The sequence below is a fragment of the Risungbinella massiliensis genome, from assembly GCF_000942395.1.
Classification (GTDB): Bacteria; Bacillota; Bacilli; order Thermoactinomycetales; family Thermoactinomycetaceae; genus Risungbinella; species Risungbinella massiliensis.
Window position 1 is genome coordinate 1527985 of record NZ_LN812102.1, and the last position, 13593, is coordinate 1541577.

At 40.3% G+C, this 13593-nt stretch carries 17 protein-coding genes; 6 read left to right on the top strand and 11 right to left on the bottom strand.

Annotated features, from left to right (window positions below):
* Window positions 1-90: 90 nt before the first annotated feature.
* Together VJ09_RS07955 and VJ09_RS07960 are read right to left on the bottom strand one after the other, a co-directional pair.
* Window positions 91-1143 (bottom strand): phosphotransferase, encoded by a 1053-nt coding sequence (locus tag VJ09_RS07955; protein WP_044640994.1) that lies wholly within the window; start codon window positions 1141-1143, stop codon window positions 91-93.
* 144 nt (window positions 1144-1287) lie between these two features.
* Window positions 1288-2037, bottom strand: coding sequence for an SDR family oxidoreductase (locus VJ09_RS07960; RefSeq protein WP_044640995.1), 750 nt, complete (start codon window positions 2035-2037; stop codon window positions 1288-1290).
* A 112-nt stretch (window positions 2038-2149) separates the two neighbouring features.
* Between VJ09_RS07960 and VJ09_RS07965 the strand changes: the two genes are divergently transcribed.
* Entirely contained in the window at window positions 2150-2647 is a 498-nt protein-coding gene (locus VJ09_RS07965) for a phosphatidylglycerophosphatase A family protein (RefSeq protein ID WP_044640996.1), read from the top strand.
* Here the strand turns inward: VJ09_RS07965 and VJ09_RS07970 are convergent.
* From VJ09_RS07970 to VJ09_RS07980, 3 genes are all read right to left on the bottom strand, one after another.
* Window positions 2644-3609: an MBL fold metallo-hydrolase gene (locus VJ09_RS07970; protein WP_044640997.1), complete on the bottom strand. Its 966-nt coding sequence runs from the start codon at window positions 3607-3609 to the stop codon at window positions 2644-2646. The genes VJ09_RS07965 and VJ09_RS07970 overlap by 4 nt on opposite strands.
* A gap of 166 nt (window positions 3610-3775) precedes the next feature.
* Complete coding sequence (locus tag VJ09_RS07975; protein ID WP_044640998.1) at window positions 3776-4540, bottom strand: TIGR01457 family HAD-type hydrolase; 765 nt, start codon at window positions 4538-4540, stop codon at window positions 3776-3778.
* Window positions 4541-4711: 171 nt separating this feature from the next.
* Window positions 4712-5161: a DUF86 domain-containing protein gene (locus tag VJ09_RS07980; RefSeq protein WP_082050458.1), complete on the bottom strand. Its 450-nt coding sequence runs from the start codon at window positions 5159-5161 to the stop codon at window positions 4712-4714.
* Window positions 5162-5228: 67 nt separating this feature from the next.
* On the opposite strand from VJ09_RS07980, the gene VJ09_RS07985 reads away from it, so the two are divergent.
* The gene (locus VJ09_RS07985) at window positions 5229-6170 is read left to right on the top strand and encodes a DUF4349 domain-containing protein (RefSeq protein ID WP_044641000.1); all 942 of its coding nucleotides are present in this window, start codon (window positions 5229-5231) and stop codon (window positions 6168-6170) included.
* Window positions 6171-6416: 246 nt separating this feature from the next.
* The gene (locus VJ09_RS07990; RefSeq protein ID WP_044641001.1) at window positions 6417-7058 is read left to right on the top strand and encodes a MerR family transcriptional regulator; all 642 of its coding nucleotides are present in this window, start codon (window positions 6417-6419) and stop codon (window positions 7056-7058) included.
* On the opposite strand, the gene VJ09_RS18420 is transcribed toward VJ09_RS07990, so the two are convergent.
* A complete protein-coding gene (locus VJ09_RS18420; RefSeq protein WP_154662352.1) occupies window positions 7055-7204 on the bottom strand; it encodes a hypothetical protein in 150 nt (49 codons plus the stop codon). The genes VJ09_RS07990 and VJ09_RS18420 overlap by 4 nt on opposite strands.
* Window positions 7205-7236: 32 nt before the next feature.
* On the opposite strand from VJ09_RS18420, the gene VJ09_RS07995 reads away from it, so the two are divergent.
* A complete protein-coding gene (locus VJ09_RS07995) occupies window positions 7237-7509 on the top strand; it encodes a DUF3055 domain-containing protein (RefSeq protein ID WP_044641002.1) in 273 nt (90 codons plus the stop codon).
* Between the two features lie 141 nt (window positions 7510-7650).
* On the opposite strand, the gene VJ09_RS08000 is transcribed toward VJ09_RS07995, so the two are convergent.
* The 4 genes from VJ09_RS08000 to VJ09_RS08015 all read right to left on the bottom strand — a co-directional run bounded on the left by VJ09_RS08000 (window position 7651) and on the right by VJ09_RS08015 (window position 10977).
* The gene (locus VJ09_RS08000) at window positions 7651-7935 is read right to left on the bottom strand and encodes a YutD family protein (protein ID WP_044641003.1); all 285 of its coding nucleotides are present in this window, start codon (window positions 7933-7935) and stop codon (window positions 7651-7653) included.
* Window positions 7936-8047: 112 nt separating this feature from the next.
* Entirely contained in the window at window positions 8048-8923 is an 876-nt protein-coding gene (lipA, locus tag VJ09_RS08005) for a lipoyl synthase (RefSeq protein ID WP_044641004.1), read from the bottom strand.
* Between the two features lie 50 nt (window positions 8924-8973).
* The gene (locus VJ09_RS08010) at window positions 8974-9987 is read right to left on the bottom strand and encodes a FecCD family ABC transporter permease (RefSeq protein ID WP_044641005.1); all 1014 of its coding nucleotides are present in this window, start codon (window positions 9985-9987) and stop codon (window positions 8974-8976) included.
* Window positions 9988-10977 carry a FecCD family ABC transporter permease gene (locus VJ09_RS08015; RefSeq protein ID WP_052807292.1) on the bottom strand — a complete coding sequence of 330 codons (990 nt, stop codon included), beginning with the start codon at window positions 10975-10977 and terminating at the stop codon, window positions 9988-9990.
* 163 nt (window positions 10978-11140) lie between these two features.
* Between VJ09_RS08015 and VJ09_RS08020 the strand changes: the two genes are divergently transcribed.
* Window positions 11141-12100, top strand: a complete 960-nt coding sequence (locus VJ09_RS08020) for an ABC transporter substrate-binding protein (protein ID WP_044641006.1) — start codon at window positions 11141-11143, stop codon at window positions 12098-12100.
* Window positions 12101-12215: 115 nt separating this feature from the next.
* Complete coding sequence (locus VJ09_RS08025; RefSeq protein ID WP_044641007.1) at window positions 12216-13277, top strand: M23 family metallopeptidase; 1062 nt, start codon at window positions 12216-12218, stop codon at window positions 13275-13277.
* A gap of 21 nt (window positions 13278-13298) precedes the next feature.
* Here the strand turns inward: VJ09_RS08025 and VJ09_RS08030 are convergent, their stop codons facing one another.
* A complete protein-coding gene (locus VJ09_RS08030) occupies window positions 13299-13526 on the bottom strand; it encodes a glutaredoxin family protein (protein ID WP_044641008.1) in 228 nt (75 codons plus the stop codon).
* Window positions 13527-13593 lie beyond the last annotated feature (67 nt).

Sequence of the window (13593 nt, forward strand, 5' to 3'; positions counted from 1 at the left end):
CTTATTACAAATTTTTGAATCTTGTTTGATTATAACAAATCCCCTCTCTCGGAAAAAGGAGAAGGGAATATCTTATACCATATTTCGTATTTACAGCCATGTTATTTTAGCTACGTTCATTTCTTGAAATGCTGGCAGTTGCGAAATTCCTTGTAGATAACCAGTTCTGGCTTGTTCCTGTTGCCATAGCCGTCGTAATGCCGCAGCATGCTCTTGATCCACTGAATCATCTTGAAAAATTCGAGTATATCCCAGTACATACTGATTTGGATAGAGAGTGTAACAGTAGATCAAGGGAAGCTCTTCCTTTATATCTATCACTTGTTGATAGCGGTTCAATATCTCGGATACTAGCTCCATGCTACCAGTTTGCCCATAGGCATATTCCATCCAGTTTGCCAGCTCTTCTGCGCTTGTCTGCCAATTAGCGTGGTGCAGATCAAGAAGGGTGACACTGTTTCCCTCTAACAAACAATGTTCCCGACGAAAACTACCATGACAGAGTTTTCCTTTCGTTTGTAAGGATCTCTCCAATTCTGGTCCATCGATATCCTCATAAAATTGTAGCGAAGTATCGAGTAGGTGTCTTATGTAGCCTGACTGCCTGTTCCAAAGAGAATCGATTTCAGAGGGCTGTTCGGTCCATGCACTGGCTTGAATGTAATTTTGTAGTCGATTGGATTCATAATTAGCTTTTTCTTTCCAATTAGTCGGCCGAAAAAATTGGGTTAAGATCTTCGGTTTTTCGATCTCCATGCTATCTCGATGAAATGCTACCAGGGCATCCGTTGCTCGCAACCAATCTTTTCGTTTTTTACGCCTTGCTTTTTTGGCATGGACCCAAGGGATTAAACTGTAAGTTCGATGAAACCCTGAAAAAAAGTGAGATTGAGTTTTGGTAGGTATAGGGAGTGCGAGCATATAACTTTCATCTTCGGAAAGCTCTTGCATTTGTTTAAGAGCTTGATACGTTTGCTTGTCTTGACGATACTGCTTGAGAGCAAATTCTCCTTGGTCAGTCTTGAGCCAGATCACCCCTTGATAAGGAGAAGCATCTTCCACCTGTATTCCATATTGATAGGTAATTAGTTCCGGTAACCGAATTTCTCCCGTCCATCTTTTTAGATCTTCTGCGATCCCCATCCAATCACCCTTTCTTTTGCTACCACATGATATGTAGCATTTAAAAGGGAAATACATTTAGAATCATTTTCTTTTCTAATGGAATTTCACTTACTCCGAGAATGCATCGAAGTCCCTCTCTAGATTTTCTTCGGTAATCGGATTTTATTTTGTAAGACGCTTCGAAAAAGGGGTAATCACATCTAATCCACCTGTTATGTCCAAGATATTTCCGGTAAAAAAATCTGCCTTCTCCTCTAATAAAAATTGAACCACTCGTGCTACATCTTCCCCAGATCCTGGTCTCCCTCTTGGGGTCTCATTATCTGTAAGCTGAGAAACTTCTTTGATCGACATTTCTTTCTTCTCTCCTACTATGTCTCCTGGACAAAGTAGATTGACCGTCACCCCATGACAGGCTTCTTCGACTGCCAACGACTTGGTAAAAGAGGCAAGAGCAGTCTTCGTCGCTGCATAAACAGAGCGATCTGGCCATGCGGGAGCCTCTTCTACTCTGCCAAATCCAAAATAGATCAACCTGCCATTTCCACTTTGTCGGATCATGGGGAGGAATTCCTTGGCAATCCAGAAAGAACTGAGTAAATTACCTTCTGTTAACTTTAATATGTCGGAAACAGAATGCTCTAGAAACAGTTTTCTCTCGCGGATAAACGGACCGACTGTATGGATTACTGCGTCTAGTGAACATATTTCCTTCTCCACCTCTTCTCTCAGCTCACACACTTGACGCTGATCCGTCACATCGTATGAGACATAAAGATGATTATTTTCCTGCGTAGATCGATGGGATCTACTATTTAAGACCAATCTCCAACCATCAGATGTCAATACTTCCTGAATTTTTTTCCCTAAACCACTACTGCTACCAGTAATAAGTGCTGTTTTTGGCGCCATTTCATACACTCCTAAGACTGTTTCTAACGTACTCTTCCTTTAACATCACGATTACTCTTTTTGATAAATTCTCCTTCGATAAGCAAAACTACTACTGGAGGGATGGATCTAGATGAATATATCAGAATTAACACGAGAAGAATCATATCAACTTACGTTAAAATGGATAAAGGATCGTGGTGTATCCGTTGCCGAAATTGCAGAGTTAACCTATTTTTTACAAGAGCCTTTTATCCCAAATCTGACCCACGAAATGTGTCAAGACAGTGTCTGTACGGTGCTAAAAAAAAGGGAGATCCAGAATGCCGTTTGGACAGGCATCCAACTAGATCTCCTAGCAGAAAAAAATCAGTTAGCAGAGCCACTCCTATCGATTATCCGACAGGACGAGAGCCTTTATGGAATTGATGAAGTTCTCTCAATCGCCATCTTGAATGTATACGGTTCCATCGGATTTACCAACTATGGGTATATTGACCGGTTAAAACCTGGAGTCCTCAAACGTTTAAATGATAAATCTACTGGACAAGTCCATACATTTCTTGATGATTTGGTTGGTGCAATAGCTGCAGCAGCTGCAGCACGCTTGGCTCACGATCAGCAATCCTAAACAATTACATAAAAAGTATGTTCCGCCTCTTCGATTCGTTTTGCTGTTCCTTTCGCTACTAAAAACTCTAGATGTGCCAGAGTTTCGGAAAGTGCAAAACGCAGATTATGGATCGAAAGATCTGTACCAAATAATGAATCGCAGGCAGTTGCAGCAGAAACTTTTCTCTGTTTTGCTAGGAGATCAAGCAAATGCTGCAACCGTCTGGCATGATGTTTCTCTAACTGAACAATGCGACCTATTAGCTCAGAAAAGACAGCTCCATGTGCCGAAAAAACAAGTTCCGCAGGGAGTTCTTTTAAGTTTTGCAAAGTTTGGAGATAGAGCCCTAATGGATTCGGATCACAAGCCGGCCATAAGCTAATATTAGGGGTGATTCGAGGTAGGATCGCATCGCCCGCTATTAGCCATCTTCTCTCCTTATCCCAAAAACTTAGATGCCCATCTGCATGACCCGGTGTGTGCAAAATTTGGTATTCTCGATCTCCCATTTGGATCGTCTCACCAGCAGCTATATAAGTAACATCTGGGTGCGGATTGACCCAAGGGACAAAACTCTTTAGATGTTCTGGAATCTGGTCAACCAATGATTTTTTCAACCCATGCTTTTCATAAAAATGGGCCATTTTAAATGCCATTGTACTATCCTTACCCCAAAAGAGATGTGCTTGGTCTGAATCAAGTTTCGATATATAGACTGGAGCACCAGACTTTTGTTGCATTCGACCTGCAAATCCATAATGATCTGGATGGTAATGGGTCAATACAATTTTCTCAATATCCGTCCACTTACGATTTTTCTCCGCTAATAGTCGATCCCAAACTTCTTCTGTTTCCTTGGTATGAAGACCTGTATCTACAATCGTGAGACCTGTTTTCCCTTCTAAAACATAAGCATGAATTGTTTTGAGAGGAAACGGGAGAGGCAAGGCTACTTGTGTAATATCCTTCCATTGTTCCACGAACGTCCAACTCCTCTTCTAGAAGCTATCTGAAACACAAAAAAGGATGCCTAAGCTGTCCATTTGGAAACATACTCTCTGAGATCTTAACTGTGACTGGTTCTCGTCTTCGCATTTCAAAAGGGGCAAACCTCTGGCATTAGGCTAATTATGCAACATGCTCTATCTAATTAAATTTCCATTCAGACAAACTCTTCACCACATAAGTAGGTTGAATCTGATAACGTTCCAGCGTTGCTTGGTCTGTCACCCCGGTTAGAACTAGCAATGTCTCCATCCCGCTTTTAACTCCAGCTAAAATATCCGTATCCATGTTATCTCCGATCATCAATACTTCAGCAAGATCTACTTCTAAGCGTTTTGCCGCATAACGTAAAATAATCGGTTCTGGTTTGCCGATAAACAGTGGTTCCACTCCTGTTGACCACTCTACTGCTTTGTTAATGGAACCACTGCCTGGAAAAATGCCTGCTTCAGTAGGTAGCACTCGGTCTGCATTGGTTCCAATATACTTGGCACCTGCTCGGATTGCCTTTACAGCGATACTCAACTTATCATAGTGAAAATCGCGATCCAATCCAACGACCACCGCTTCTGCCTCTTCTTGAACAATACGGCATCCAACCTCCTGCACAGCTTGTTCTAAGCCATATTCTCCAATTACAAAAACATCAGGTGATGACATCTCTTCTTGTAAATAAGCAGCAGTTGCCATTGCAGAAGTGTAAACTTTATTTGCATCTGCGGGAAAACCTAATTGATGCAGATGCTCGGCTACTTGTTGCGGTGTTTTGGTCGAGTTATTGGTTACATAAAGATACGGAATTCCTTTTTGCTCTAGCTCTTTCATAAAGTCAATCGCTTCTGGAATCGCTTTTGTCCCATGATACAAAGTGCCATCTAAGTCAATAAAATAAGCCTGGTATCTCATTTGTGCCCTCTTCCTAGCAATATTAGAAATTATTTCACTCACTCCGAGAAGCTTGTTCATACTCGCTTCGTTGCAATGACAAAGTCGCTCCCTAGATCAGCATCTCTCCGTTTACTTTAGGGAACTAATTAACCTCTCAGATCATTTCTAATGCGTTTTTATGTACAACTTTTAGAAATCCGCTATATTGCCTTTCTCTTTTTCTTGCTCCAAAAAAGCAGTTACCTGTTTCACAAAATCAGGATATATGCCTAGTTCCCTAGTATGTTCTTGTAGCTCTTCTTTGGTAATGAGATGATAATATCGGATCAATCGTTCACGTAAATCTACCTTTGGATGCAATTGACTTGCTAACTCTGGAGTGATCACTTTCTCATCTTCCATAATATCCACGATATCATGATATCCTCCAGGATCTCGCATAATAAATCCATCAATTAAGCTATTCCCTATGTCTATCATACACTCTACTGCGAGATGCAATGATCGAGCTAATGCAAATGTCTCCACTAAACCTAAATCCTTTTGATCTAGCTGTTGCAATACTTGATGACATACTTCTAATTGAGTTAATTGGTGCCGAATTTGTTCTCCATTTAGTTCATATAACATTTTGTTCATAATCCCCCTGCAACTTACTTCTAGTTTACAACGTCTAAATAGGTACCACACATTTTAGGAGGTTCCTATGTTCTATTATAAGATAAGGAAAAGCGCTTGGATAATGATTCTACTTTTTGCCATTGCCTTAACGGGGTGTGGCAGCGATGAAAATGCTACAAAAGATAGCGGTAGCAGTTTTTCTAGTGTTGCTCCACAAGATTCCAAAACAGAATCCATGTCGTTGGAAAGCAAAAGCAGAATATCATCATCAGAAGATTCTTCGGTAAATTCTTCTGATCCTTTGCCCAATTCATTTAATAAGACACAAATGGTCTATCACGCACAACTTTCCATTCATGTAAAAGATAAAAAAGCTACTCTCACAGAAATAGAGAAGAATGCAAAACTAGCAGGTGCTTATTTAATTCAAAGTCAGGAGCAAAAATATGAAGAGACCGAAAGCGCTACTGTAACGTACCGTGTCCCAAAAGATAAATTTCATACTTTCTTAGAAGATGCAAAAAAACTATCCCAAACCTCTCCTAGCTTATCAATCCAAGGAGATGATGTAAGTGAGCAACTAGTAGATTTAGAATCACGATTAAAGGCAAAACAAGCGATGGAACAACGCCTTCTTGATTTTATGAAGCATGCCAATCAAGCAGCAGATCTACTTCAAATTGCAAAACAACTAGATACAACGCAAAGTGAGTTAGAACAAATCAAAGGGAGATTACAGTATCTCCAGAATCGTGTCGATTACTCTACTGTCGAGATTTCACTTTCTCAAAATGCACAAATCGCGCCAAAAGATCGACCACCTCTTTGGTCTCAAATGGTCGATGCATTTACCACTTCGATTGCAGATCTTATTGTACTTTTAATGGATGGAATTATCCTTCTAGCTGGTCTGATTCCATTTCTTCTAGTTCTCGGAGTCGCATTCTTACTCGTGCGTTACATTCGAAAAAGACGAAACAAACAACGTTCTAAACAATTACCAAAAGAGACTGACGAAGATAATTAAGTGCTGATTTCATCACAACAAAAAGTAATCTGATCTTCGAACTTGTCAATGTAACCTTCAGTCAAAGATCATTTCATGATATCTTCTTGTTTGTCAAAAAGCACTGCTATCTGAGATGTTAGCAGTGCTTTTTGTTGAGGTTTTATCTCTTTTGTCACCTGATGACTTCCTTTGTCATGCCAGAAGGAACCTCCTAAAGAAAATCGAAATGATAGCTAACATATATTTTATAGGAGGATTTTCCATATGAACCAAACAATGTTCATCACAACGCGCGAAGCAGCAGAACGGCTTCAAGTGCATGCTCGTACAGTGAGAAAATGGATTGATGTATTTGAAGATTATATCTGCCCTGACCTTAATGACCGAGGACACTATATTCTATCTGAAGATAGTATGGACCGCTTAAATGACATTAAAGCTCGTCTACAAGAACAAAATAAATCTATGAAGCAGCTACGCGAAGAACTTTTTCATGAGGGAAAAATACAATCTGATCACTCTTACTATACACCAAGCGAAAACCGCACTACTACTGCTGCTTCCACTACAGAACAAGATCGTAATCTGACTGATGTGATGACCACGATGAACCAGATTGGCGATATGATGGAAGTTCTCTATGAACGGATGGAGCGGATTGAAGACCATATGTTTGGAATTTACGATTCTTTTGAAGAGATGGATCAAAAAATTGCGAACATCAGCTATGATAGTGTTTCGGGAGATCAGATACACCAAATGTTTGATGAGATTCGCCAAAAGCAAGATCAACTAAAAGTAGAATTGCGCAATGTTCACTTCACACAAAAACTGACAGCAGCAGCTGGAGAACAAGGCCTCCAACCCCGTCGACAAAAAAAGAAGAAATATTTGTTCTTTTTTTAATGACTGGTAACCCCTCTCTCTTCTTTCAGTCGTCTTAATCCGTTCTCTCTCTTATGAGAAAGACCAATTAAGACGGCTTTTTTGGTATAATTCGGTTGAGCTATGTCAGTAGCTACTTTCCGTTCCGCTACAATGACTCCATTCATACAAACTATCCATATCCTTAAAGGAGAAAAAAATGACAAAAGAAGACCTATTTTACTTATACGATGACACCGAAACGACTAAAACTCGTTTCGTTAGCTTTATGGGCAAAACCAATCGATTCGATCTAGCTTTAACAGTAAGCAGTCGCTTTTATGGCAAAGTTTTGGTTCTCAATCTACAATCCAATCGCTTTGCTATTGTTGGTCACGATGACTTAGAAGAAGAAGGTTATTTAGAGCATATTTATCAACTTGACGAGGAAGAAGCAGAGGAATTACGAGAGTTCCTTGCTCAATCAATTTAGAAACCTTTTGTTACCCATTTTCGGGAAACTTGATCAGACTCTTGCCTTTGACAAATTTGTTTTTTCGTACTTGACTTTCTTGCAGAACTAAACGACAAAAAACCCATTTCCACAGTAACTCCACTGTGAAAACGGGTTTTTTTATTTAGAAGATATTTTTTTTAATACAAAATAGGCACAACCAAAATTACAAAACTCGTTGAGATATTCTTCGAGATAGCTAATCTTGGTATCGACATTTGCTTTCGGATGATGATCATAAAAAAAGCCTTTTAGCCGTAACTGGCTATAACCCCAGTCTCCAACGATATAATCATATTTATTCAAGATCTCACTGAATCGCTTCTGAAAAATCTCTGGCTTCCAAGCTTCTCTATAATCAGTGACCACTTGATATGTGGCATCGTCCAATTGAATGGTATCCATATATATCACCATTCTCATGTTACCACAGAAAGCTTTGCCATACCTAACAAAAGAATCCAATTCCTAGGAAAAACCATAGAAAAGATACAATAAGTTCCACTTAAAATATAAATCAATTTTGTTTTGCTCGTGCCGCTTCTACCTGTTCATGTGCGTGATAAGAACTACGTACCAATGGACCTGATTCTACATGAGAGAAGCCCATTTTCATCCCTTCTTCTTTCAAAGAAGCAAATTCTTCTGGTGTTACATAGCGATCAATCTTTAAGTGCTTTTGTGTCGGTTGTAAATATTGTCCCAAGGTGACGATATCTACTTGATTGTCGCGTAAGTCACGCATTGCTTGAACTACTTCGTCATATGTTTCCCCTACACCTAACATGATGCTAGATTTGGTTGGAATTTGCGGTTGCATCTCTTTGGCTCGACGTAATAGTTCCAGGGAACGAGGATATTTTGCTTTCGAGCGAACACGATCTGATCTGCGTTCTACAGTCTCGATATTATGATTTAACACATCCGGTTTCGCATCCATTACTACTTTCAAGGCATCCCAATTACCGAGAAAATCTGGAATTAAGACTTCCACATTGGTCATTGGATTTCGTCTGCGAACAGCGCGGATCGTCTCAGCAAAAATAGAGGCACCTCCATCTTGGAGATCATCTCGAGCAACAGAGGTGATCACGGCATAGCGTACCCCCATCTGTTCGACTGCCTCCGCTACTCTTTCCGGCTCTTGAAGATCTAATTCCGTAGGTAAACCTGTTTTCACAGCACAAAAACGACAAGCACGTGTGCAAATGTCGCCCAAGATCATAAAAGTAGCGGTACGGTTTGCCCAGCATTCAAAAATATTAGGGCAACGCGCTTCTTCACAAACAGTATGTAGTGTTTTGCTACGCATCATCTGTTTTAATTCTTGATAATTTTCACCAGTAGTTAATTTAATTTTAAGCCAATCTGGCTTCCGCTCTTTGGTAGCCAAAACGTTCCCCTCCTTGTTACAAGTCCCTATATCTTACCATAAGAACCAATTCATCGCTTTTTGGCTTTTACTAGCAAGTACAGGAAATAAGGAGCACCTAACAAAGCGGTAAATACACCTGCTGGAATCTCTCTTGGAGAAAGAACTAATCGTCCCAGTAAATCTGCGCCCATCACTAAAACTCCACCTAAAAGTCCAGCTGTCAGTAATAAGGCTACCATGGAATTTCCTACTATTTTTCTTGCCATATGAGGAGCTATCAATCCTACAAATCCGATCCCACCAACAAAAGAGACCGCCGCTCCAGCAAGTCCTGTAGAGAGCAATAATAGCCAGAGTCTCTCTCGTTGCACGCGACTCCCTAGTCCGATAGCTACTTCCTCTCCTAATTCATGTAGCTGAAGACGTCTTGCCATCAAAAAAGTAATCGGGATTAAAACGAGCAGCCATGGTAGTAGAGTCTGGATATAAGGCCATGAAGTTCCATAAATACTACCCGTCAGCCATGTTTTAGCTTGGACAGATCGGAATACAGGACCTAACAGGATAATCAAGTTAACGAGTGCTTGGCAAAGCGTATAAAAACCAATCCCAACTAAAATAAACCGAAAAGGAGTAATTCCACCTTTTTTCCAAGAAAATAAATACATGAGGATCCCCACGATACTTGCTCCTACAAAGGCCCCTACTGGAACTAAACCCATGGGTACTTGGAGATCATTGGCATAATCACTAAAAAAGGTAATGATACTAACGGCGACGACCGATGCTCCACCTGTAATCCCGATATAGTCTGGAGAAGCAAGGGGATTTCGAAGCAACGATTGTAAGATCGTCGCCGAAAAGGCTAAAGCCACTCCCACCATAAAGGCCATCACTACACGAGGTAATCGAAATTGATACAAAATCAGTTCGTTTAAAGAATCTCCCTGTCCTATCAGCGTTTTTCCTACATCGATCGGCGAGATGGATATCTCTCCAATCCCCGCACTAAAGAGAAAGAGAAACAAACCCAATCCTGCTAAAAGAAGAATCTTAATAGAATTGAATTGGTTGGTTTTCATTTAGATCACCTCTCTCTTTCTCCGAATTAATGCTAAATAGACTGGCGCTCCGATCAGAGCCGTCATTACCCCTACGGGAATCTCCTGTTCCTTCATCACAAACCTCGCCAAAATATCAGAAGCTAAAAGCAACGTAGCTCCACAAACAAAACAGAATGGGATAACCCACCGATAATCGTTGCCAACTAATTTCCGTACAAAGTGAGGCACGATCAATCCAACAAATACAATAGGCCCAGCGATCGAGACACCGACACCTGCTAAAATAACGACTGTAATACTTGCAATCCATTTGATTGCAGTTACTTTTTGACCCAATCCAATCGCCACTTGATCCCCCATCTGTAGAACATTCAACTGTTTAGCAATGGCGAATGAAACAATCCAACTTACCAAAAAGAATGGAATGGCTAATTGGATCACACCCATATTACGCCCTTCAATAGAACCCGTAAGCCAGTAAATTATCTCCTCTAATCCTTGTTCATTCGCTACCAGAATACCTTGTGTGAGCGAAGAAAATAGAGCAGCTAGAGAAGCTCCAGCCAATGTAACAGTTACTACCTGCATTCCATCTTGCCTAATCGAACCCAAGATCAAGACGAAGGCAGAGGTAACTGCTGCCCCTACAAAACTGACCATCGTTAATGGAAGGAAACCTAAGTTAGGAAAAAGCGACAACGCTAGCACGATAAAAAAACTAGCTCCCGAATTGATCCCCAAAGTAGTAGGGGAAGCAAGAGGGTTTCGCGTAAATGCCTGCATCATTGCACCAGATACCGCGAGGCTAGAACCAATTAAAATACCTAAAATCGCACGAGGTAGGCGTGAGGTTTGAATAATTAAATGTTCATTTGAACCATTAAAATGGAAAAACGAATTCCAAACATCCTGAAGTTGAATTTCTTTTTGTCCAAATATAACGCTTGCAAAAAACAAAAAAACCGTAAGCACTATAAATGCACATAACCAAATTAGTTTCTTTTTCATTACTCGGAAGCCCCTTTGTCCGATCTATGCTGAAGTTAAGTTTAGGGGAGAAAAAAAGGGGTGTCAATGAATTTGAAAATCATTATCAAAAGTAATTGACAAATATGTTTCAAAGCCCTAGAATGAGAATCGTTATCATTGATAGATAAAGGGGAAACGGATAATGAAACGATGGTTCTCATCACTACTGATCGTAGGCTTAGTAGGTGCGCTCCTAATTGGTTGCAGCAATACAAGTACTACAGAAAGCGAAAAAGCTCCTGAAAACACCCGTACCATCAAACACGCAATGGGAGAAACCAAGGTACCTCAAGACCCTAAACGTGTCGTTGTTCTAACAAACGAGGGCCTAGAAGCCGTTTTGGCTCTGGGTATTAAACCAGTCGGTACAGTAGAATCCTTTACAGGTGACCCATGGTACCCTCATCTAGCTAAACAACTAGAAAGTGTTACTCCTGTTGGGGACGAGCTTCAACCAAACTTAGAAAAGATTTTAAGTTTAAAACCAGATTTGATCATCGGAAACAAAATGCGTCAAGAAAAAATTTATGATCAGCTAAGTAAAATAGCTCCAACTGTATTTGCAGAAGATCTACGTGGAGATTGGAAAGTTAACTTTACGTTCTATAGCCAAGCTCTTAATAAAGAAGAAACAGGAAAAGCAAAGTTAGCAGAATATGATGCGAAAGTAGCCAAAGTACGTGAAAATGCAGGAGATATGTTGCAACAAAAAATATCTATGATCCGTTTTATGCCTGGTAAAACTCGAATTTACCAACAACAAACTTTCTCTGGTGTTATTTTAAAGGAAGTAGGATTTGCTCGCCCTGAACTGCAAAACCAAGATTCCTTTACCCTAGAAGTAGGCCGGGAACGGATTCCAGATATGGATGGAGACATTCTTTTCTACTTCACTTACAACGATAAAAAGACACCTACTCAAGGTACGGATCGAGAACAAGAATTCTTGAAAGATCCACTCTGGCAAAACCTGAATGCGGTGAAGAACAATCACGCATTTAAAGTAGATGATATCATTTGGAACACTGCAGGTGGATATCAAGCAGCTATGATCATGCTTGACCAATTAAATGACTTTGTTACCCAACTCAAAGCAAAATAATCTCTCTTCCAAAAACCTCTTCAAAATATAATGAAACACCCTTTTCCTAGACATATTTTTCTCTCCCTTTTCAAAAGATAAGGAGACAAAAACTAGGATATAGGGTGTTATTTTTATGTATAAAAAATGGATATTGACCTGCATGTCTATCTTGTTCCTATCCCCTCTCTTTGCTCCTCTCCCTCTATTGGCAGCTAATCCTTTAGAAGAGGACCCAAAAAATAGCAAGAGAGTAGCACTTTATCAATCTGTTAGTGCCTTAACAGGTATTCCTTGGGAATATTTGGCTTCACTAGATCAATATGAACAAAATATTCATCAGACTTCCAAAAAACAAGCCAATGCCTCTACAGAACAATCCAATTCAGAACGAGTACTGAGTATAGAGGTTCCAGTGGAAAAATGGGTCGGACTCATCAATCCCAATCCAAATGATGTAGAGGAAGAAACAATTCAATACTTTGGTGGAATTGGTCGAGATGGCGATGGCGATGGAAAAGCAGATCCACACAATGATATGGATGTACTTGCTACGATCGCAACCGTAATCTCCAAAAATGGTATTCATGAAGATTCGATCCGCGAACAGATATGGCGTTACTATCTTCAGCCTACAGCTGTCGATGTAATCACTCATATCGCCAAGATTTATTCGACATTTGGTACCATAGATCTCCAACAAAAGTACTTCCCTGTCGCCATTCATGCTGACTACAGTTACCGCAACACATGGGGAGATCGTCGTGGATGGGGTGGACTGCGCATTCACGAAGGGACAGATATTTTTGCAAACTATGGGACTCCTGTATTAAGTACTTGTTACGGCTATGTAGAACTGATTGGTTGGAATCGCTTTGGTGGTTGGCGTATCGGAATTCGCGATGCCCAAAATCAATATCACTACTTTGCTCACCTCAATGGATTTAAAAAAGGCCTCAAACAAGGGGATATTGTAAAACCGGGCGATGTGATCGGTTCTGTCGGATCTACAGGATACGGACCACCAGGGACATCAGGAAAATTCCCACCACATCTTCACTATGGTCTCTACCGTTTTAACGGAAACAAAACATACTCTTTTGATCCGTACCCACTACTAAAAAAGTGGGAGAAAGAGACTCGACAACTAAAGAAAGCAAAGCAATCCTCATCAAAATCTAAAAAAGGCCGCTCCTAAAAAGGAGTAGCCTCTTTTTGTTTATTCTCGCTCTAGTAACTCTAGGATTGCGTCTGGTTGTAAGCCTTGAACTGGTGTGCCATGCACAAACGTAACAGGCACTCCTAAAAAACCTAGATTTTTTACTGCAGCCAAATGTTCTGGTTCACTACAGTCTCTTAACTCAAAAGGAATTTGATAATCTTGCAAAAAACGCTTTAGCACGTTACATTCTGGACAGTGAGGTTTGGTATACACAATTACGCTCATGATATGCCCCTTCCTTACGTTATAATAAGAATGAAGTCTCTTGGATCAAGCTCTAATCTAATCTAGC

Bases quoted from the DNA above. Each gene is read 5' to 3' on its own strand.
- VJ09_RS07955 (WP_044640994.1), bottom strand. From the start codon at position 1,143: ATGGGGATCGCAGAAGATCTAAAAAGATGGACGGGAGAAATTCGGTTA.
- VJ09_RS07960 (WP_044640995.1), bottom strand. From the start codon at position 2,037: ATGGCGCCAAAAACAGCACTTATTACTGGTAGCAGTAGTGGTTTAGGG.
- VJ09_RS07965 (WP_044640996.1), top strand. From the start codon at position 2,150: ATGAATATATCAGAATTAACACGAGAAGAATCATATCAACTTACGTTA.
- VJ09_RS07975 (WP_044640998.1), bottom strand. From the start codon at position 4,540: ATGAGATACCAGGCTTATTTTATTGACTTAGATGGCACTTTGTATCAT.
- VJ09_RS07980 (WP_082050458.1), bottom strand. From the start codon at position 5,161: ATGAACAAAATGTTATATGAACTAAATGGAGAACAAATTCGGCACCAA.
- VJ09_RS07985 (WP_044641000.1), top strand. From the start codon at position 5,229: ATGTTCTATTATAAGATAAGGAAAAGCGCTTGGATAATGATTCTACTT.
- VJ09_RS07990 (WP_044641001.1), top strand. From the start codon at position 6,417: ATGAACCAAACAATGTTCATCACAACGCGCGAAGCAGCAGAACGGCTT.
- VJ09_RS18420 (WP_154662352.1), bottom strand. From the start codon at position 7,204: ATGAATGGAGTCATTGTAGCGGAACGGAAAGTAGCTACTGACATAGCT.
- VJ09_RS07995 (WP_044641002.1), top strand. From the start codon at position 7,237: ATGACAAAAGAAGACCTATTTTACTTATACGATGACACCGAAACGACT.
- VJ09_RS08000 (WP_044641003.1), bottom strand. From the start codon at position 7,935: ATGGATACCATTCAATTGGACGATGCCACATATCAAGTGGTCACTGAT.
- VJ09_RS08010 (WP_044641005.1), bottom strand. From the start codon at position 9,987: ATGAAAACCAACCAATTCAATTCTATTAAGATTCTTCTTTTAGCAGGA.
- VJ09_RS08015 (WP_052807292.1), bottom strand. From the start codon at position 10,977: ATGAAAAAGAAACTAATTTGGTTATGTGCATTTATAGTGCTTACGGTT.
- VJ09_RS08020 (WP_044641006.1), top strand. From the start codon at position 11,141: ATGAAACGATGGTTCTCATCACTACTGATCGTAGGCTTAGTAGGTGCG.
- VJ09_RS08025 (WP_044641007.1), top strand. From the start codon at position 12,216: ATGTATAAAAAATGGATATTGACCTGCATGTCTATCTTGTTCCTATCC.
- VJ09_RS08030 (WP_044641008.1), bottom strand. From the start codon at position 13,526: ATGAGCGTAATTGTGTATACCAAACCTCACTGTCCAGAATGTAACGTG.